General features: G+C 57.3%; 15 protein-coding genes. 6 read left to right on the forward strand and 9 right to left on the reverse strand.

The annotated features are described in order from the left end of the window. Window positions 1-140: 140 nt before the first annotated feature. Together NKH37_RS18960 and NKH37_RS18965 are read right to left on the reverse strand one after the other, a co-directional pair. Complete coding sequence (locus tag NKH37_RS18960) at window positions 141-1,556, reverse strand: mannose-1-phosphate guanylyltransferase/mannose-6-phosphate isomerase (protein WP_352895856.1); 1,416 nt, start codon at window positions 1,554-1,556, stop codon at window positions 141-143. A 371-nt stretch (window positions 1,557-1,927) separates the two neighbouring features. Continuing rightward, window positions 1,928-2,917 (reverse strand): nodulation protein NodZ, encoded by a 990-nt coding sequence (locus NKH37_RS18965; protein ID WP_352895859.1) that lies wholly within the window; start codon window positions 2,915-2,917, stop codon window positions 1,928-1,930. 795 nt (window positions 2,918-3,712) lie between these two features. On the opposite strand from NKH37_RS18965, the gene NKH37_RS18970 reads away from it, so the two are divergent. Beyond that, window positions 3,713-4,084, forward strand: coding sequence for a hypothetical protein (locus NKH37_RS18970; RefSeq protein ID WP_352895862.1), 372 nt, complete (start codon window positions 3,713-3,715; stop codon window positions 4,082-4,084). Between the two features lie 689 nt (window positions 4,085-4,773). Then, window positions 4,774-5,844 (forward strand): GDP-mannose 4,6-dehydratase, encoded by a 1,071-nt coding sequence (gene gmd, locus NKH37_RS18975; RefSeq protein ID WP_352895865.1) that lies wholly within the window; start codon window positions 4,774-4,776, stop codon window positions 5,842-5,844. A 687-nt stretch (window positions 5,845-6,531) separates the two neighbouring features. Here the strand turns inward: gmd and NKH37_RS18980 are convergent. Next, window positions 6,532-7,608 (reverse strand): type I restriction enzyme HsdR N-terminal domain-containing protein, encoded by a 1,077-nt coding sequence (locus NKH37_RS18980; protein WP_353041275.1) that lies wholly within the window; start codon window positions 7,606-7,608, stop codon window positions 6,532-6,534. Between the two features lie 680 nt (window positions 7,609-8,288). Further along, a complete protein-coding gene (locus NKH37_RS18985; RefSeq protein ID WP_352895869.1) occupies window positions 8,289-8,888 on the reverse strand; it encodes a thermonuclease family protein in 600 nt (199 codons plus the stop codon). A gap of 812 nt (window positions 8,889-9,700) precedes the next feature. Here NKH37_RS18985 and NKH37_RS18990 point away from each other — a divergent pair. The 4 genes from NKH37_RS18990 (at window position 9,701) to NKH37_RS19005 (ending at window position 14,070) form a co-directional block, all read left to right on the forward strand. Then, window positions 9,701-11,038 carry a hypothetical protein gene (locus NKH37_RS18990; protein WP_353041277.1) on the forward strand — a complete coding sequence of 446 codons (1,338 nt, stop codon included), beginning with the start codon at window positions 9,701-9,703 and terminating at the stop codon, window positions 11,036-11,038. Between the two features lie 172 nt (window positions 11,039-11,210). Then, window positions 11,211-11,846, forward strand: coding sequence for a hypothetical protein (locus NKH37_RS18995; RefSeq protein ID WP_352704225.1), 636 nt, complete (start codon window positions 11,211-11,213; stop codon window positions 11,844-11,846). Continuing rightward, on the forward strand, window positions 11,846-13,030 hold the full coding sequence (locus NKH37_RS19000; protein WP_352895877.1) for a hypothetical protein: 1,185 nt from the start codon (window positions 11,846-11,848) through the stop codon (window positions 13,028-13,030). The genes NKH37_RS18995 and NKH37_RS19000 overlap by 1 nt, the downstream gene beginning before the upstream one ends. 74 nt (window positions 13,031-13,104) lie before the next feature. Further along, on the forward strand, window positions 13,105-14,070 hold the full coding sequence (locus tag NKH37_RS19005; RefSeq protein WP_352958857.1) for a hypothetical protein: 966 nt from the start codon (window positions 13,105-13,107) through the stop codon (window positions 14,068-14,070). Between the two features lie 570 nt (window positions 14,071-14,640). On the opposite strand, the gene NKH37_RS19010 is transcribed toward NKH37_RS19005, so the two are convergent. Genes NKH37_RS19010 through trbL form a run of 5 tightly spaced genes read right to left on the reverse strand, consistent with a single transcriptional unit; the run spans window position 14,641 to window position 19,219 of the window. Then, window positions 14,641-14,907, reverse strand: coding sequence for a DUF2274 domain-containing protein (locus NKH37_RS19010; protein ID WP_352895883.1), 267 nt, complete (start codon window positions 14,905-14,907; stop codon window positions 14,641-14,643). 11 nt (window positions 14,908-14,918) lie between these two features. After that, window positions 14,919-16,136, reverse strand: a complete 1,218-nt coding sequence (locus NKH37_RS19015; protein ID WP_352895886.1) for a TraB/TrbI/VirB10 family type IV secretion system protein — start codon at window positions 16,134-16,136, stop codon at window positions 14,919-14,921. A 10-nt stretch (window positions 16,137-16,146) separates the two neighbouring features. Then, complete coding sequence (trbG, locus tag NKH37_RS19020; protein WP_352895889.1) at window positions 16,147-17,175, reverse strand: P-type conjugative transfer protein TrbG; 1,029 nt, start codon at window positions 17,173-17,175, stop codon at window positions 16,147-16,149. Then, window positions 17,165-17,896, reverse strand: a complete 732-nt coding sequence (trbF, locus tag NKH37_RS19025; RefSeq protein WP_352704234.1) for a conjugal transfer protein TrbF — start codon at window positions 17,894-17,896, stop codon at window positions 17,165-17,167. Before trbF ends, trbG begins: the two co-directional genes overlap by 11 nt. After that, window positions 17,897-19,219 (reverse strand): P-type conjugative transfer protein TrbL, encoded by a 1,323-nt coding sequence (gene trbL / locus NKH37_RS19030; RefSeq protein WP_352895894.1) that lies wholly within the window; start codon window positions 19,217-19,219, stop codon window positions 17,897-17,899. It abuts the gene before it with no gap. Between the last annotated feature and the right edge of the window lie 12 nt (window positions 19,220-19,231).

Here is a 19,231-nt window from a genome sequence, read left to right on the forward strand (position 1 = left end):
CCGCCTCCCGTTGCACCCGCTGCCAATCTGCCTCGGTCAATTTCCGATTCCACAAGCGTCGTTCCTGAATGAGCGTTCAGCCTTCCTAGTGGCAATTAGCCAGCGACACGTTGACCGTTCTCGTCATGCGCAGGTGAAATCTACGTCCGACCATAAACGTCGTCGAAGCGCACGATATCATCCTCGCCGAGATAGTCGCCGCTCTGCACTTCAATGATCACAAGGTCGATTCTGCCAGGGTTTTCCAGCCGATGCGTATGGCCGCAAGGGATGTAGGTCGACTCGTTGGTCGCCAGGAACAGCTCCCGGTCGCCGTTGACTATTTTCGCAGACCCGCTGACCACCACCCAGTGCTCGGAGCGATGGTAGTGCATTTGCAGGCTCAAACGTCTACCGGGCTTCACCTCGATGCGTTTGATTTTGAAGCGCTCGCCTTCCTCTAGAACCGTATAAGTACCCCATGGCCGGTGTACGGTGCTAGGGACCAGATGAGCTTCATGTCCGGAAGCCTTGAGGCCCTCGAACAGCTTCTTAACGTCCTGAACGCGGTCGCGGGATGCGACGAGCAAAGCATCCGGGGAATCCACGATCACCAGATCGCTGACGCCGACCGTTCCGATGACGCGCTTGTCGGAGCTCACGTAGCTGCCGGTCGTGTCGACCATGTGAACATCGCCGCGGATCCTGTTCCCGCTTTCGTCGGGGACGATCAAATCGGCCATTGCGTTCCAGGATCCAATGTCGTTCCAACCCATGTCGCAGGGAACCACGGCAAGTTTATTCGTCTTCTCCATGACAGCGTGGTCGAGCGAGATTCGCGGCGCGGAGCCGAAATGCTCAGGCGCGAGTTCGATTTTGGCAAAGCCATCGCCTTGACTGAACCGGCCGTTCTCGTAGCTGTCGGAGACGGCCTGGATCACCGCGGGGCAATGCGATGCCATCTCGTCGAGCATGGTTTGTGCGCTAAAGCAGAAAATGCCGGCATTCCAGAAGAAGCGCTTGGACGCGACATAGGCTTTGGCTGTGTCCAGATCCGGTTTTTCAACGAAACGGACGACTTTCTCACCATCCGCTTCGATATAGCCGAATGCGGTGTCCGGTCTGGTTGGGGTGATGCCCAATGTGGCGATCCGCCCGAGCTTCGCATGTTCGATGGCCCGGCCCATGACGTCTAAAAATGCAGGCAGGTTTCCAACCATGTGATCGGCCGGGAAGACGCATAGAATTGCGTCAGTGCCTTGCGTTGCCCGGGCATGAATGGCGGCTGCCGCCACGGCGGCGGCCGTATCGCGGCCTTCAGGCTCGAGCAGAAAGGTGCGCGGCAGGACCACGGAATCCAGTTCGTCAAAGTCGTCCTTCGTAACGAAGAGGTGTTCGCCGGATATCACACCGACGAGTTCCACTACGCCCTCTATCGAAGCGGCGCGCAGCACAGTGTGCTGAATGAGAGAATGTCCATCGGCTACTTTGAGGAAAGGTTTGGGGTGCGATTGCCTCGAAGCGGGCCATAGCCGCGATCCGGCTCCACCGCTGATAATGACAGGAACCACTTTCATTAAACAACCTCGATTTCGTCTCTGGACGTCATTGCCCGCGCCCTTAGCGTCAGCGTCACGACCGCCGTCGCTCTGGGATGGTCTTGCGGCGCTCCGAGTAACAGCGAAGTTCTGGCGCGTTGCCGGACGGCCGCAGATGAATGATCTCGTCATTCTGTATTCGTGCCCTAAGGCCGTCGGTTTTCATCGACGTCGGCAACAGTCCCGAATGGAGCCAAGAACTGCTGCAGTGTGTCCGGATCCTCGAGCCTGCGGACCAAGCTGAGCAGCTGCGGGACATTTAGCGTATGCCATGGCCCGCCTCTCGTGGACTGCGGTCGATGTCTCTATGCCTGTTCGTTGCATCTGCCGAATTGTCCAGATAGCGGGTCCTAATCAAGATGAGAGATTCTTTGGCTGCCTTCTATCAAAATCAAACGACTTGGGTCCTTCAGATTGAACTCAATTACCCGCGGTACGAAAAGGCGTGCATATCGTGTAAAGGCGCTCGTCGGAGGAAACCGAATTACGGTATCGCAGCGCCCGAGAAGATACATCTCAACGAGGGCGGAAATTCCGCCGTCAATCCCGAGTGCTGCAGTGTGCAAGGGGCCATCTTGATCGGATCGGAAACGCTTGGGGACGGTGAGAAGATCGGGAAACCTGGCCGACAGGTGATCCAGGATCTGCGCGCTGTCCGTGCACAAGAACAGCCGCACAGGCTTGGGGTGCGGTAACGCTTTAGCCTTATCAACCGCAGTGCACACTTGTCGAACGGCGAACTCCGGATCGGCCCAGTAGGGCGCATGGTCCATGATGTCTTCACCGTTACCATGTCGAACATGAACCCCGATGATGCTGTGCCCCTCAAAACATTCTTGGTAAATGGCATCTATGCGTGTTTGAATTTCAGACCGAGGCTTGACACTCTGGAAGACCTGCCGCTCGGCATCCTCATCGCAGCGCCACATCAAACAAGCGTCACACACTACTGTGTTCGCTTCGACATCGTGTTCGGCCTGAAAGAGCTCGCCCAACGCGTCGCGCTCTTGGAAAATCTGCTCATCTGGGCGGTAAAGGCAGTCGATCGCTGGCCTATTCCACCACTCCGGGAAGAAGGGACCCGGGAAGGAAAAGTCGTTGATCCGGTCGTCGCAAATAGCCGGTACGCCAGCGATGTCATTGATCGGTTGGAAGAACACCGGAAAGGCATTTGTGAAGGGTTGGTCGAGATAGCAGGACCCGCGCCAGTCGACGGCGAGCGTTCGTCCCGACCGCTGAGCGTAGCGCCAAGCGGCCGCCAGCGACCACAGACAATCACCGAACCCCGTACGCCTCTGAGAGACGACGAACCGGCGCTTTACCAATCCACTGACCTGCATTTTCGGAAATCTCGTTTCAGAGACGAGGTTGCATCTGACTTGGGATCTCTTAATCGATACTAGTCGACCGTTACGCCGGGCGATTTGGTAGAGGCTGCGCCGTGGGGCAGAGAGCTCCGTCAGCACTGCCTATCCTTATCTCTGTGACGCTCGCAAATCTTGACGCCGGTACACTCGCTCCGGTTTAAATTCAGCGTTCTCTAATGCGCCCGGCGACATGTGTAAAATTGATTGCGTGGATGTGGCCCATCCATGTGTTGGATACTAAGGCGTTCCTTGACTATGAGCTCTGCTGACGTGGGGCCGCGCCTTGCTAAGCGAAACAGCCGGTCGAGGCAGTCCACAAAGTCCCTTTTTCAAGTCCAATTCTTAACTGCCTCAACCTAACATGGCATTTGCGGGGCGTTTCCTGAAGGACGGATGTGCAGGACCCGCCAGCCGTCGAATGTCAGGCGCAGGCCATCCACGTCATTTATGGCCATCATGGCGTCCGGTCCCATCGAAAGATGCGACACGGCGCCCTCTGACGCTTTCAAGTGCGCCAACATGGCGCAACTCCTGCCGGATAGCTTTCGATCCGGCTGGACTGAGCGACTGGCACGCGATGCTGTGCGACGACGGCCGAGAGAGGAATTTTGGCGTCTGCAACCATGTGGAGGATCGTTCCGACGGTTCTGCTGGTTCTGGGTGTCGGAGCCGACACCTGTGCGAACCCGCTTTCGTCCGTTTTCGAAAGGCCCTTGAGGTTCATGACCCTGTTGTTCGCCGAGATCACCCGCCAGTTCAGCGATCCAGGTGAAGATCGGCACGCTTGTTGATGCGGCGATCATCGCCTCGGCCAGCGAAGACGATGAAGAGGGCCAGGGTCAAGCACAAGGGCCGACCAGCGTTTCATTGCTTCAAAGCCCATTTCGGTGCCTACGCCGATACGGCCCTTGTCGAGGAGATCGCCGTCACGGCGCCCACACCGAGGACGGCAACGCCGTTCCTGATGCTCTGCCCGACAATCCCGGCGAAGGGTTTGCCGACAGCGCCTACCCAGGCAATCATCTCGGCGACGCGGTGCGCGCCAAGCGTGGAAGGCCGCGCATCATCGCAACCGCTATGTGGGGGCGCGACGAGGCCGAAAGCTCGACGCCTGGAACCACCGATCCACAGAATTTGTAGTCGGATCGAGAAGATCTTCGGTACCTGGAAACGAAGCTACGACCTTCGCCGGATGCGATGGCGAGGGCTGGCAAAGGCAGCCGTTCAAATCCGCCGCACTGCGAATCGCCTACGTATGAAACACAGTTTGATGGTCGCTTCGTCCCCCATCGTTGAAGCTCGTTGAAGCCCAGCCACCGTTTTCCGGCTCGCCGCCCGAAATTCATGGAGGTCAATACGTAATGCCTTACCCGCGCTTTTCGCCGCCGTCTCAGATGTGCGGTTCGCCCGAAGCCGCCCACTGACACGAACTTTGTCTTCGCGCGGAGGGAAACCTAGCACCCACGGTTGTGCCGCCGATGGTGCCGCGCTGCGCTGTCAAACAATCCACTTTATGGATGCACCTCATCCAAACAATCGATTTCACGGATCAAAACAATTTCCATTAGAAGACGCTGAAGCAGGCAAAGATTACCTGGTTAGCGCAAAGCAGCCCGCATGTGCGACTTAGGCAGGTTAGCGGCGAGACTCTGTTTTGCTATGCCTCGAAGCAGGAGCAGGAGCAGGTGTGCTCGCTGGCTGACACTGTCAATGACGAGCTCCGCACCGCATCTGTCGAAGTCCTACCATAGGCTATGGGGCGGGCCGCAGTTTGCTGGCGGTGTGGCGAGCCAGATTCGAAACTTCAACTATAATAGAGCAGGAAGAAAATGGGCGAGAACAGGAAAGTTGCTCTGGTTACGGGCATAACGGGACAGGATGGTGCCTATCTTACCCGTCTTCTGCTGGAAAAAGGCTACATCGTTCATGGGATTAAGCGACGTTCCTCTTCCTTCAACACGGGTCGCATCGAAGACATCTACCAAGACCCGCACGATCCCGATCCGCGCCTAATTTTGCATTACGGTGACCTCACTGATGCGACCAATCTCATCCGAGTAGTTCAGGAATCCCAGCCAGACGAGATTTACAACTTGGCCGCTCAGAGCCATGTCCAGGTGTCGTTCGAAACGCCGGAATACACAGCAAACGCCGACGGTATCGGAACATTGCGACTTCTTGAGGCGATCCGCCTCCTCGGTCTGAAGGACAAGACCCGCTTCTATCAGGCCTCGACTTCAGAGCTCTACGGCCTCGTGCAATCCGTACCGCAGAACGAAACAACGCCCTTTTATCCGCGCAGCCCTTACGCCGCCGCCAAGCTCTACGCCTACTGGATCGTGGTCAACTATCGCGAGGGCTATGGTATCCACGCTTCCAACGGCATTCTCTTTAATCATGAAAGCCCACTGCGCGGCGAAACTTTTGTGACGCGCAAGATCACCCGCGCCGCCGCTGCTATCTACCTCGGCAAGCAGGACAAGCTTTATCTCGGCAATCTCGATGCTCAACGCGATTGGGGCCATGCGCGTGAGTACGTGCGTGGTATGTGGATGATGATGCAGCAGGATCAACCGGATGATTACGTGCTGGCGACGGGCAAGACGACCCCTGTCCGCCAATTCGTCGAATGGGTTTTCGAAGATGTCGGCGTCGAGCTCGAATGGCGTGGTGAGGGAGTCGACGAAAAGGGCTATGATGTCGAGACCGGCAGATGCCTGGTCCAAGTAGACCCACGCTACTTCCGCCCCACGGAAGTCGATCTTCTCCTGGGCGACGCCACCAAGGCGAAGGAGAAGCTCGGCTGGATGCATGAGACATCCGTGCGCGAGCTCGCCGCGGAAATGGTGCGGGAAGACCTCAAGGTCATGCAGACATCGGTAATAATGAAGGAAGCATAATGTACGATCTGAAGGGAAAAAGCCGTAGTGGGTCGCGGGCAACAAGGGTATGGTGGGTAGCGCTGTTGTACGCCGCCTCGGCGTCTGAAGACTGCAAAGTTGTTGCCGCGGAAAGCGGTAGTTCCGTTACCGACCCATAACCAACCGGCAGTCTGTAGTTGATTGGTCCACAGCGGAACCTGCGGCGCGACAATGAAGCTGTGAGCGTTGCGTCAATTAAAATGAGAATGCTGGCGGGTTGGAACGCAGGCAGGGCGTAGCCCGACTGGAGTTGGACGGCCGGAGCACATCCACGAGCTGACGCCTGGGACCCGTTCTGGCTCTAGCCTCGTAACCGACCCGGGCGGCACGGCCAACCGCTCCCTGTCCGCCGGCGAGTCAGCTTAGGGGCGCTACTTGCTCGTTGGGACGAGACCAACGACCGCTTCCCACGTCGGCCGGACCATCCATTGCCTCATCACTCATCTGAAGTATGAACACGCCAACCGACCGCGTGCGTCGTCAGTATCAGTGGGGGGCAAATTCGCCGGGAACAACTTTTATTCTGGAAACAACCGGCATGCTCATCTGCCGAAAGACGTCTGGCGGACTGAGCCCATTGAAAGTTGATAAGGCACATGGGCGCCACATCGCGCGGGATCAAGCTTCGAAGAAGGCGCGTAGCGCGGACTTCCGAACCGTTCAAAGTCATGAAGCAATCGAGGGCGCCGCGATTGCCCCGGAAAGATATTCCTTCGCGGTAGCTCGCAAGCGATCGGCGTGGTCATAGATTTCGTCGAGCGAGTCGATCTTAACCTTCTCTTCCTTCTCACAATCGAAAAGCCCAAGATATTTAACCGACCTGTTAAACCACAGCCGAGCCAAGGGCTTACGGTTGTTGTTGTCGACCAGGATCCCGCAATAGCTTTTCTGATCGCGCATGATCACCCTGGCTGGCTTTAAAAGGTCCCGGACGATTGCCCGCACAACCATGAAGCCCTCTCGCTCGTCCTCAGTGGTCACAACCTCTTCTTCGGCGCCAAGTCCGTCGGCGCCAATTTCTGAAACCTCAGTCTCGGCCAACGCTGTGGAAAGACGTGACTGAACGGATTCTCGAACGATCTCGCGAAAAGCCGCTTTGACCATGGGTGTGAATTGCTCCTTCACCTGGGCGGTGAACCGTCCTTGGTAAAGGCCGCCAGTCACCATCCGCACAAAATCCTCTGGTGGATTCTCCATCACGCTTCCAATTTCTTTCTTGATCGCCGATGTATATTTCAAGCGGTGAGCGGATTGCAGAATCCCATCCACATTGAAATCCGCTTTCGCGAATTTCTTCAACTCGGAGATCAATTGCCCCTGTAGGTCCGAAAGATCGAACGTGAGGAACGGTCGGTCATCGAGCTTGTTTGGTGCAACTAAGTCCGTATGAAAATGGAACGCGCGACCGTTCGTCAAAATGGCGAATTTTGCGTTAGTGACGGAAAAATACCTGTATAACTGCGCGAGATGTACTCGATCAAGAACTGTGGTTATCGGTTTGCATTCAATAAGAATCCTGATTTCCCCGTCAATTTTTATGGCGTAGTCAACTTTCTCGCCCTTCTTCCCCACTGCGTCGGCACAAAATTCAGGGATGACCTCGTCAGGATTGAAAACGTCGTAATCTAACGCTGAGAGAAAGGGCAGTACTATCGCTGTCTTTAAGGCCTCCTCTGTAAGCATTGCGCTCGAATGCGTCTTGATGCGATCAGCAAGAACGCGAAGTTTTTCTTCAACACTCATGAGCCCCTCCCCCAAATTGAGATAGGTAAGATCGTGCAAAAATTCCGTTTGCGCAAGTCAATGTAATCTGGCCTCTTAGAAAGAGGCGAATGCCACATCGCGCATACAAGGTCGCTCAACGATTTGCGATGGCCGGTTTGACGTGCACGGTCCGATATCGACATGCTGAGGAGGCTACCCGGCTCGTCAAGACGGAATGCCGTGCGACCAACCGATGTGTTCAAAATGGCTGTGAGGTCGAGCACGCAGCGCGGAATCCGGCGACGTATGCCCGAGCCCTACACGACTGACCCATCCGACTGGGTACAAAGCCTCTCAGGGGCTCTTAGGTCTTAATATTCTTGTGAAATGAGACGCTGTACTGTGGACCTCAAGCTAAGCTTCATGTGAAAACCCGCGTGCGGGCCATTGTTTTCGTTTGATTGAACCCTTCGTTACCCTTAAACTTTGACGTATGAAGTTCGTAAAACACAACATACGTCGGCCACCTGACCCTGCCGGTATCTTACAGCTCTGGATCAGGCTGTTGCAAAGGGAGCACTCGGGAAACCTGTTTCTTTCGATCTATTTCTTGAAATCCTTTGGGAATGTGGTTCGATCCACGAACAAGCGTATGTCGACCATCTGAAGGCCTCCGTTTCTCCGGTCAGGGTCGGTCACAAGCTGACCATTGAGCACAATCAGCATAGTGACTCGCACGGAAGGCCATCGCTGTCGCGGTCCAGCTTCCCGCCCCAGGAGCAGTTGTTCAAATACCAATTTGCCTCGTCACATGAACTGATCTGAGGGCATGTTCGGCGGGGTTGGCAGGACCAACTTTGCGCAAGAGCATGCGGGCTGACCAGGCCTAGTGGTGGCTTGCTGGGCGAATGTTCGGCCTCCCGGTGGTTAGTGCGCCAGTCCCAAGGCGCTTGAAAAACTCCGATCCAGATGCCGCGCTTTGAAGCCTTTGCCGCAGCCTGTTGCGAGGCATAGGCTCCACTGCTGTATTTCGGCCAATCGAGCGCATGACCGTTCTCGACCAACCAGCCAGCAACGCTAACCGCGTCCACACGAGTACAGCTGCCAACGTAACGGCCATATCGATCCCAACTGACGAACTGGCAGCGGGTCGGCCTTGATTTCGAAAGAAACTCGCGGAGGGCCGCTGCTGCCTTTGCACCGCAGTGGTAGCGAAAGCCCTTTGCATCGTCGCATAGTTGGCTGCTTTCGGGAGCGTCAATGCCGTTGAGGCGAACGCGCCGCCCATGAATTTCAATCGTGTCGCCATCAATGACCAATGCGACTCCCTCGAGCGGGCCCGGGTCGTCCAGAGACCGAAGGATTTGGAGTTTTCCCAAATCGGAACGGCCCACATTGATATAGCCGACCGCCACGAGAGCCGCTAAACATGTCGCAATCCAAATGGACGCTCGGAGAGGTCCTAGCCGTCCAGATTCTGCGGATTGCCTGCCGAAGCGAGTGATCTTGCCCATCACATCAACCGCCGGTTGGGCTCACGCCCCACATATTCCCTGGCTGGCGGCCAGCCAAAGTCCCGATGATCACGACCCCCTTCATTGCCTAAGCCCTCCCATAGCGCAGATAACATCGCGCAATGTTAATGTGCGCGCAAGGGGAAGCAAACGAGGCCGTGAAATTGCCCGGATGGTAAAAAATCGTGCGAGCTGGCGGTCTCGATTTTTGGTCTTTTACTTCGACATGGACAGGAAGTTCGCTGCGAAAACTACTCAGTGGCCGCCGTTTTTGCGTACGTGGTATGGCGGCCGATCGATATTTAAGTCGTCGTGGAAATCTGTAATATTAGCGATGTGACAGATTGCCTGACAGGCTCCCTACGCCCGGGTAGCACCGTGAACTAATTCCATCCTCCGGAGAATGGCGGCGCCTCGTGAAATTGGCGCGCCTTGACGTTGCCACTCTTTTACTTTTACTCGGTATTTCAACGAAAAGCGGGTAACTATGGGCGGGACGCATTTTGGTAAGCAGGGCATTATCGGGTCTGTTGGAAAGCGCGCGACGGCCGCCTCACGATAAAGTCGCCTCGATTGAGACTTTTCCTGATCTAGATGCAAACCGTATCGCAAGAGAGATGCGGCTCGAAGATCTCGGTCAAGAACGAGGCGAAAGGAACGAGCCGCCTTCCATTTCCACGTCCCTTGACGACATTGAAGCCGCGATAATCGAACGCGTCGAAATGGAAAAAAAACAGTCTCACGGTGCGCTTGAAGACGAGCTTCGCACCTATTCCGAACGCCTCTCCTCACTGGATTTTGAGGGTAAGTTCGCCGCCATTCGCCATGCCGCTCCTGCATGCGTTGGCGAGTTCAAGGCCGAAGTTGCGAAAGGGCTGGATGACCTACACAGCCTACGAGACAATTTCCGAGAGGCTCACAACGAGCGTGACGAATTCCGCCGCACGCATAACCTGTCTCGTAGCGCACGGGTTCAGGGCCGCGCGAGCACGCTTTTGAAGATCGCTATCCTCGTCTGCATCTTTGTATTCGAGACCATTCTGAATGGACAGTTTTTGGCCGTCGGCAATGAAAGTGGCTTGTTAGGGGGTATTGCCCTAGCTTTCTCCTTCGCATTTGTGAATATCACTTGCGCCTTGATTCTTGCGCTATTTGGCGTGGTTCAACTCAATCACCGCTCTTTGCTTCGCAAACTCATAGGTTTCGTGAGCCTGGCATTCTACATCGCGGTCGCGCTAGGATTGAATCTTGCCCTGGCACACTACCGTGATGTATCAGCAATATTGGCCGAGAACCCGGGTCGGCTCGTCATGGAGCGCATGCGGCACATACCCTTGCAATTGGACGATGTAAACTCGTGGGTGTTTTTGGCAATCGGCACATTATTCTCGCTCATCGCGTTTATCGATGGGCTGTTTTTGTCAGACCCTTATCCCGGCTTCGCTGCTACGCAGAAGCGGCTTGAGGAGCGCCGGGCAGCCTATTCCAGGGGGCGGCGGGCGCTTATCGACAGACTCAGCGACATTAGAGATGATTACCGCGATGAGATGGAGGAATTGAACCGTGACCTCTCCGTCCGGCGCGGAGAGCATGATGCGATCCTTACCAATCGCGCACGCTTCATCCAGCTATTTGCAGAACACCAAAATCAGTTGGAACGGACTGCAACCCTGCTCCTGTCTACCTACAGGGAGGCAAACAAGGCAGCACGTAGTACCAAGCCGCCCAAGCGCTTCTCTGCCCCATACAAGCTTCAACGAATACCGGTCGTTGCAAGCATGGCAGGCGAATGGAGAGGCGAAGAACTGCGTGATCGAATTCTTGCGACACAGGACGTGCTGACCGAGCAGGTCGGTGCCATTCACCGAGAATTCGAGAACGCCGTCGATCGCTACCGCCAGCTCGATGAACTCGTTCCGGAACAAAGGGCTTCAGATGTCGCGCCGTCAGCGTAGTAGGCGGCGCCCCGGTGACGCTTCCGAAATCGGAAAGATTATTACCGCCGCGGCGATTCTCCTGGTTTGTGTCGCGATTGCCGTTTTCCTGGGCTACTCGTATCTAAGTCGGCCAGCACGAGTAGCCCTTTCACAGGAATCGCTTTGTCCGGAAGATGGGCCACATTCCAAGATGATCGTGCTTCTCGATCGATCCGACAATCTTCCCGACATCACCAAAAGCGAAATAAAGACCTACCTTCTGGACATTGCTGACACGACCCCGAAATACGGCCTATTGGAGCTCCGTCTGCTTGACCCAAACATTGCGGGTGGCGCCGTTGTGTTTAGCAGGTGCAATCCTGGCGATGGCTCTGATCTGAGTGCTTTCGATTCCAATCCCAAACTAGCCAAAAACCATTGGAAGCAAGCTTTTCAGGACCCCCTCGAGGCCGCCCTTAAAAACCTGGCGGGGTCCCCGTCTGATACCTCACCCATCATGGAAACGATCCAGCGTATTGCCGTGGATCAATTTTCCGGCCGCAAAGCGGAGGAGATGCCGAAAAACCTCACGGTCATCTCCGATATGATCGAGCATGTGTCAGACTATTCACAGTACAGAGGCAACTTAGCGTTCGAGGAATTTGCGCGCACGCCTGCCTATCGGCGCTTGCGAACGGATCTTCATGGCGCAGCGGTGACGGTCAAATACCTGGTTCGTCTGAACACTAAGATCGACAGCGCGAAGCACATTCAGTTCTGGCGCGATTGGATTGCAGAAAGCCATGGCTCGCGGCTTGATGCCGACAAGCTTCAGGGAGCTGGATAATGGCGCGCGAAGCTGAAGAACGGGCCGGCGATGCCTGGTACACCGCAGGCATATTCTCCCTTTTTGTCCTTTTTGGTTGCGGCTTTATCATCGCTGCCAAACTGGACCGCTATTCGGCTCTCGTAGTCACCGCGACCCCGGTTGTCGTTATGCTGGTTTACGCAGTCGTGGTAAAAGCCATCCGGTTCTTGCGAATTCGCGACGATCAAGCCGGCGACAATCTTTACTACATGGGTTTTCTTTTCACGCTGACGAGCCTCGGCGTATCCCTCTATCAATTCTCGGCGGATGGTGCCGCAGAAGAGATCGTCCGCAATTTTGGCGTGGCAATCGGCTCAACCATCGCAGGCGTCGCGCTTCGAGTGATCTTCAATCAGATGCGTCGCGATCCTGTTGAAGTCGAACACGCGGCGCGTCTGGAGTTGTCCGAAGCTGCGCGCAAAGTCCGCCGCGAGTTGGACAAGACGGTGGTGGAACTCAGCCATTTTCGTCGCTCATCGCACCAGGCGATTTCGGAAGGGTTTGAAGAAGTCCGACGCGGCATGCAGGAAGTTTCCGGCCGAATTCTCGGCAACTTCGAAGATATGACGTCTCAGGCCCGTAAGCCCTTTGAAGCCGCTTCGGAAAGCTCGAGCATTGCATTGACATCACTTGCCCGAACCATAACTGAAAGTCTGGAGACTGCGGCAAATCATCTTGCCGATGAGAACAAGAAGCTTGCCAGTGCTGCGACACGCATCGTCAGTCAATTCGAGGCGACGACCGATAAGCTGGCGGCGATGCAAACTCCGGACAACATCATCGAAATCAAAATCGAGCCGCTCGTTAGTTCATTGTCCAAGGCGGTCGAAGAATTTGGCGTTCTCGTTCGAAGCCACGCTGACGCCGGTTCCCAAGTTGTTGCCGAGAGCCGCTCCACAGCAATGGAAATTCGATCGAACAGCCATGCCATTCGTGAGCTTGCTACGGCCATCTCATCGTCGTTGACAACGATCCAAAGCAGCGTCCGTTCGATCGAAGTCCACGAAGAGCGCTTCCAGCCAATCACGGAGGCTATCAACTCAGCGAGCAAAAATCAGACCGAGGACCGGGCTCTTATTCACGTCATTGGCAGTCGACTGGAGGCCCTTTTCCGACTGCTAAGTCAACGCCAGCCGCCATTGACAACCGAGCCGAAAGAGTAGCACGAATGCAAGGTCGCGCGGCGATCGCAGATAACATGGCCGCGTACCGTCGGGGCGTTGTCCTCGGACTGACCATGGCAGAGATCATGCTCCTTTTGGTCTTCTGCCTGCTCATAGCGACCTCGGTTGTGTTTACACGCTACAAGGCCCAGAACCTCGACCTTCAAAGCAAGCTCACGGCACTCAACACGCAGGTGTCCGAGCTTGAGAATGAGCAAAAAACGCTTAGAGAGTTACTCGACCAGCTTCGTGCAAACAGTGGCCTCCCCGAGAAAATTGCCGACAACTGGGAGAATCTTTCAACGGATCTTAGGTTCGCCAAACAAATCGACCAAGCAGGCCTGCCTCGCGACGGGTTGCTAAAGCAAGCTGCCGAACTCAAGGAATTACTGCCCTCCCTTTCCTCTGGCTTAACAGCTGAGAAGATCTTTGCTTCCCTCCAAGAAGTCGAAACGCTGGAAAAAGCAAAAGCCTCCCAAAAGCTCAGCGCTGTTCCCATTGAGGAACTCATCCGCCTCGCCAAGGCCGCTCAGGATCGTGAACAATCAAGCACTGGCGAGCACGATTGGCCGCCTATTATCCCCTTGAGCGAAGCGGACGGTTACAGCTTTGCTGTGGGCAAAGCGGATCTGACGCCGGACTTTGAGCGACGCAAATTGGCACTTGTCGATCAAGTTGCAGACCTGATCTCACGATATAAAGTTGATGTGATCGAAGTCGTGGGGCACACGGACGAGCAGCCGATGGGTGCGAATCGTTCCAATCTTGATGACGACCTAATCGCTGCATTAACCGGAAAGGTTCCGATCGGCCTACTCACCCCGGCCGACAATGCTGGTCTCGGCATGGCCCGTGCCGTATCAGTCGCAAGCGTTCTCCTAGCCGATCCCCGCTTGAAGGGCATCAAGATTGTCCCATTCTCGGCCGGTCAGTTGGTGCTTCCCGGCGACAACCTTTCTAACGGCAGCGCAAAAGGTGACGTAAAAGAGCGGCGGCGCATCGAAATCCGCATGCGGCGTTCTGCACCGATTGGCCCATAGGTGAACGAGATTCGCAACGCCGCCTGCGCAATCGGTGCTGCGCGCTCGTCGAGCGGGCAAGTTTTCTTAATGCGACGCCGTTTCTCGCTTGAGCCTTATAGAAATGGCAGGCTTCCCTTTCCAACGTCCGGACGATTGTCGGAATGACCGTGCGGGATGACGCGAGGTCTACCGAAGTCTTTCGGGATGGTAGCGTAGCTTCGACCTGCTTGCAACTGCGCCCAAATAAGCCGTGAGCAACCAGCTGGTCGCGTGGGAATGCGAGCTGAATGGCAGCTGCCCAGATTCGGTAATGCTGGTAATTACACTGGCACGGAGGGACGGTTCGATCTGTACTTCAATTGATGCGGTGAGAGCGTGGAGTATAACATGACGGCGTTAGCTGCAGTGGGATTGGCGGGCCGCGAGAGTTCATTCCTACTACTCGCGAGGAATGGGTTTCTTGGGTTGCGGATCGTGTCGCCGAAACCGACACGGTTTGTCGTAGGCAAGTTGCTTCAATGCAATCGCCTGTCTGACGGTGAGGTTTTGCGTAAAAGCGTCCCACTCGAACTCACTGGTCACTGTTGCTTACTCTGATACTGATTGATGTCGCGATTTCTCGGACTTGCCAGCATCCGGGAAACCTTCCTTTCTGGCCTTGGCAAACGCTCGATCGCTTTCCAGGAACTCCGCCAGCATGAACGGGATCAGTTCTGCTACCGATTCGGACTCGCCATAGGTCTGACGATAAAGCGCCGCATAGTCCTTCAGTGCTTGGTTCAGGTCTGCACTTACGCTTATGGTGATCTTCGAAGGTGTCCGATCCGGAAGTTTGCCGAGTTTCAGATTGGTCATGATGACTCCAGTCAATTCCGGTACGGCCGCAGCACAAGATCCTTGTGCACGATGACGCGCAGTGGCCAACCGGGCCGGACAGTGATGGTGGGTTGGATATTGAGGTTCTTCTCGGTGATGCGCTGGCCAGCTTGACTGACGTTCTGCTGAGCGGATTCGCGGATTGCTTTGACCAGGTCGCTTTCCTCTTCCCCGAGGCTCAGCTCCGTGCCGACCCCTAGCAAGGTGGCCAGCGCAACGCCTTTGATCAGCTGCCAGGTATGGAAGTCCACCTTGTCCTCAAGCCCCGCATAGCCGGCAGTGTCTGTTGCCGGCAGATTGTCGATTTCGATCGAAGAGCCGTCGGGCAGCAGTATCCGTTGCCAGACCAGCAGCGCGCGCCTTTGTCCAAAGGCCACGACGCTGTCATAGGTGCCAATCAGGCGAGAGCCTTGCGGAATGAGCAAGGTACTGCCGGTGACTGTGTCGTGCACATTCTCGGTGACCTGTGCGACGACGAGGCCGGGCAAGTCGGAATTGATGCCAGTGATCAGGCTCGCTGCGATGACGCTGCCGGCCATCAGCTGATACGGCGAAGCCGGCGTCTGCAGTGCATGCAGATTGTAGATTCCACTTGTGTTCCGCTGGCTGACAAAATCGAGCTTGCGCTGTTGATTGTTTTGGTCGCCCTCGGCCGGTGCAACGGAAGCTGAATCGCGTGCGGCATCGGATTGTGGAGCCGTTCCATCAAAGGGTGGACGCCCGCCCTGCCCGTTGCCGGCGGCATCCGCTTGCCGGGGTCGATTTTCGATCCGGAAGAAGATTTGCGATTCGCGCGCCTCGATCGCCTGCTGTGCAAGGCGCTGCTCCTCCGCCGAAACCTCCTGGCCCGGCGCGATGCCCAGCTGGCGTTGGTGCTCAAGGATGGGGCGGCCGAGGTCGCCGGGCAGCGGTGGTCCAAGCACCGGAGGCTTGGGCTTGATCCCGGAATAGTCCTTTGGCAGCCTTTCAATTGCCTCCGCGGTTGGCTTCCGCTCAGTGTTGTAAAGCTCTTCAGCCTGCTCTTTGATGCGCAGTGCCGGTCCCTGCAGCGCCATCATGGTGACGCCTAGAACGGTGCCGGAAACAACAGCTGCAATGGCGACAATAATGCCGCGCTTGAAGCGCACAGCGCGGCGGGGCGAGGCCCGCAGCTGGAGCTGTTCTGGATCGAGTTTCGGTGGAGCATCGGAGCGGGAAGTATCCGTCATGGGCCGTCCCTCACCTGCTGGAACGCGAAAAGAGCAATATCCGCCGCGGCGCTTGCCTGCCGTCGGTCCTCGTGATGCGCACCACCTGCTGCTGCTTGGCGCCGAGGCGCAGTTCGGCCGCGGCGAAGAGGCGATCGACGATGTAATAGTTGCCCCGTATGCGGTAGTTGACGAGCTGGTTGTCCCCGTCAGCACCTACGATGAAGAGCGGCGGGGCCTCGCCCTGATCGATGCGGCGCGGGAACTCGATGTAGACCTTGCTGCCATCATCGAACGCGCGCGTCGGCCTCCAGGGCGGCATGTCGCCGGTAATCGAATAGCGGAAGCGAATATTTTCGAGAGCCACATTCGACGCCACTGGCATAGCAGCCTCGGCCTGCGCATTGCGCCGGCGTAGCGCGATGATCTGGTCCTCGCTGTAGGTCCAGGAGATTGCCGCCATGGCGGTCTTATCCGTGCTTTGAAGCTGCAGGTGATAGCTTCGCCGGTCCGTGGTGATCACCAGATTGGTGGCAAGTCCTGGCGCGAAGGGCTTCACCAGCACATGGGTGCGCTGGTCATCGCCGGAGCCACTGACGGTGTCGCCAATTACCCAGCGCACTGTATCGCCGGCCGACACGGATTGGAGTTTCTCCCCTGATTGCAGAGCGATATCGCTGACGCGCTCCGGTGCGGCATAGAGCTGGTAGAGCGCGCCTTCGGCAAAGGGGTAAACCTGCACCGCATTCACATAGCCATATTTGGTGGGTTGCTGCGTCGCCGCCTTGTTGGCATCGGCGACACGTTCTTCAGGCGAGCGCTTGTCTTCAGCAGCCTTGCCCGGCTCGGGCTGCAACTGGCCGGGCAGCGGCAGCGGTTTCGGCACTTCCACGACCTTGACGGGCTTCTCCGGCGCCTTCTCGATTGCCGCCGGTTGGAACTTGGCAGCATCATAGGAAATCTGAGGTGGCGGCACCGGTTTCGAGGCACAGGCGGAGATGACCGCAGCCGACGTCGACAGGACCAGGGCAGTGCGGAGCGACGAGAGTCTATTTATCATTGGCGGGCTCCTTTGGGGGAACGGAAGTCTGCGCGGCACTGTCGAGCTCGCGCGACCAGTCGATGGCATTGATGAAGACGCCGAGCGGGTTTTTGCGCAGCTGATCGGTATTGTTCGGCGGCCGGATCACAATGGTGAGGATCCCGGTCCAACGCGTTGTGCTGGCGAGGCTGCCGCGCTCAAAGACCTGCTCGGTCCATTTGACTTGAAAGGAGTTGTCGGACGCTCGAACCACGCTCGTCACCTGCACCGAGACGCTGCGCGTGCCGATCTTGCCGAACGGGTCGTTGGCCTTAGCGTACTCGTTGAGAAAGAGGGCTCCACGGTCGGTGGCGAAGTCGTAGGCCGAGAACCAATTCTGCCGCACCAGCACCGCATCGGTGGAAACAGAGCGGACATTCTGGATGAAGCGGCCGAGATGCCAGGCGATCTGGGCATCGGTGGGCTCGTAGTCCCGGATTGCTGGAGCGACGGCGCGCGCCTCGCCGAAACGATCTACCTCGACGACATAGGGCACGACGCGGCCCTGCATCGACTGCCACAAGAGTCCACCAGAGAGCCCGGTGGCCAGAGCGAGGCAGCCGAAGGCCATCAGGCGCCAGTTCCTTGCCTGCACGCGCGCTGTGCCGATGCGCTCGTCCCAAAGTTGGGCGGCCTTCTGGTATGGTGTGACGGGGTGAGGCGTCTTCCCGTAGCGTTGAACAGGTCGCTTGAAGAGCATCTAGTCTTCCTTGTCATTGAGAGAGGGGTTGGCGCCGCTTCCACCCCGATCGCCATCACGGACGGCCTGCGTGGCGGCATGGCGATGGGCGCGCGCAGTCTGTTCGGAACGCAAGCGCCTCGCCCACGCCGGCGCGGCATTGGCACCTGACGCGGCAGGGTTTCCGGTCATTGATGCGGTCGGCGTGCCGCCCGTCGAGGTCCAGGCGGCATCGCGGCCGGCATCGGCGTTGCGCCGGAATGGTTCTGTTGCAGATCGCATTCCCCGCATCGCGGCGCCGCCAGCTGCACCGGCAACGCCCTGCAGTCCAGCAGCTACGCCGGAGAGGCCGGACTCGGGCGATGTTGCACGCCCCATCTGCCAAGCTGTGGAAGCAGCCGATCCCATGGCCGTGCCGGCTCGAACGGCGGCGAGACCGCCGCCGGTTGCCATGCGCGCGCCGGCAAGCGTCGCACCTCCGGCAACGAGCGTTGATCCGGCGGCCGCCGCGGTGGTTCCGAGTGCGGCGCCGGCGCCCAGCTGCGGCGCGCCGGAAACAAGACCCGAGGCGATCCCTGGCCCGAAAATGCCGAGCCCAAGCAGCGCCAACGCGCCCAGTACCTGTGACATGGCCGCGGCCAAGTCCGGCTCCTTGCCTTGCAGCGCGGAAGCGAACTCGCCGAAGAGCGTAGAGCCGATGCCGACGATGACAGCAAGCACCATCACCTTAATGCCCGACGAGATCACATTGCCGAGCACGCGCTCGGCCAGAAACGCCGAGCGGTTCCAGAGCGCGAAGGGCACCAGAACAAAACCGGCCAATGTGGTGAGTTTGAACTCCAGGATGGTGATGAACAGCTGAATTGAAAGAATGAAGAAGGCGATGAGGACCAGAAACCAGGCGAGAAGCAGCACGAAGATGGTCAGCGCGTTGCCAAAGATCTCGGGGAAGCCGACTAGCTGGCTCGCTTGATTGAGCAGCGGCCAGGCGCCCTCGAAGCCGGCCGCGGCAATGCGGCCTGGCCGCAGGAGACTGTCGGCGGACAGATTGCCGGCCGATGCGTTGATGCCGAGCCCGGCAAAGGAATGGTAGATGATGTCGGCGAGGTTCTTAAAATTGTTCAGGATGAAGGCGAAGGCGCCGACATAGAGCACTTTTCGGACAAGCCGGCCAAGAACATTGGGCTCGCCGCCGAACGCCCAGACCAGGCCTGCCAGCGTGATGTCGATGCCGATCAGGATGGTGGTGAGAAAGGCGACGTCGCCCGAAAGCAGACCGAACCCGCTATCAATATAGCGGGTAAAAGTCTCCATGAAGCGATCAATGACGCCGAGGTCATTCATGTCGCCGCCTTC

Origin of the sequence: Mesorhizobium sp. M1217 (genome assembly GCF_040318275.1) — a bacterium.
Taxonomy (GTDB): domain Bacteria; phylum Pseudomonadota; class Alphaproteobacteria; order Rhizobiales; family Rhizobiaceae; genus Mesorhizobium.

Excerpts from the sequence above, each read along its gene's own strand:
- NKH37_RS18990 (WP_353041277.1), top strand. The coding sequence starts at position 9,701 with ATGCGGCTCGAAGATCTCGGTCAAGAACGAGGCGAAAGGAACGAGCCG.
- NKH37_RS18995 (WP_352704225.1), top strand. The coding sequence starts at position 11,211 with ATGATCGTGCTTCTCGATCGATCCGACAATCTTCCCGACATCACCAAA.
- NKH37_RS18980 (WP_353041275.1), bottom strand. The coding sequence starts at position 7,608 with ATGAGTGTTGAAGAAAAACTTCGCGTTCTTGCTGATCGCATCAAGACG.
- trbF (WP_352704234.1), bottom strand. The coding sequence starts at position 17,896 with ATGCTCTTCAAGCGACCTGTTCAACGCTACGGGAAGACGCCTCACCCC.
- NKH37_RS18960 (WP_352895856.1), bottom strand. The coding sequence starts at position 1,556 with ATGAAAGTGGTTCCTGTCATTATCAGCGGTGGAGCCGGATCGCGGCTA.
- trbL (WP_352895894.1), bottom strand. The coding sequence starts at position 19,219 with ATGAATGACCTCGGCGTCATTGATCGCTTCATGGAGACTTTTACCCGC.
- trbG (WP_352895889.1), bottom strand. The coding sequence starts at position 17,175 with ATGATAAATAGACTCTCGTCGCTCCGCACTGCCCTGGTCCTGTCGACG.
- NKH37_RS19005 (WP_352958857.1), top strand. The coding sequence starts at position 13,105 with ATGGCAGAGATCATGCTCCTTTTGGTCTTCTGCCTGCTCATAGCGACC.
- NKH37_RS19015 (WP_352895886.1), bottom strand. The coding sequence starts at position 16,136 with ATGACGGATACTTCCCGCTCCGATGCTCCACCGAAACTCGATCCAGAA.
- gmd (WP_352895865.1), top strand. The coding sequence starts at position 4,774 with ATGGGCGAGAACAGGAAAGTTGCTCTGGTTACGGGCATAACGGGACAG.
- NKH37_RS18965 (WP_352895859.1), bottom strand. The coding sequence starts at position 2,917 with ATGCAGGTCAGTGGATTGGTAAAGCGCCGGTTCGTCGTCTCTCAGAGG.
- NKH37_RS19010 (WP_352895883.1), bottom strand. The coding sequence starts at position 14,907 with ATGACCAATCTGAAACTCGGCAAACTTCCGGATCGGACACCTTCGAAG.
- NKH37_RS19000 (WP_352895877.1), top strand. The coding sequence starts at position 11,846 with ATGGCGCGCGAAGCTGAAGAACGGGCCGGCGATGCCTGGTACACCGCA.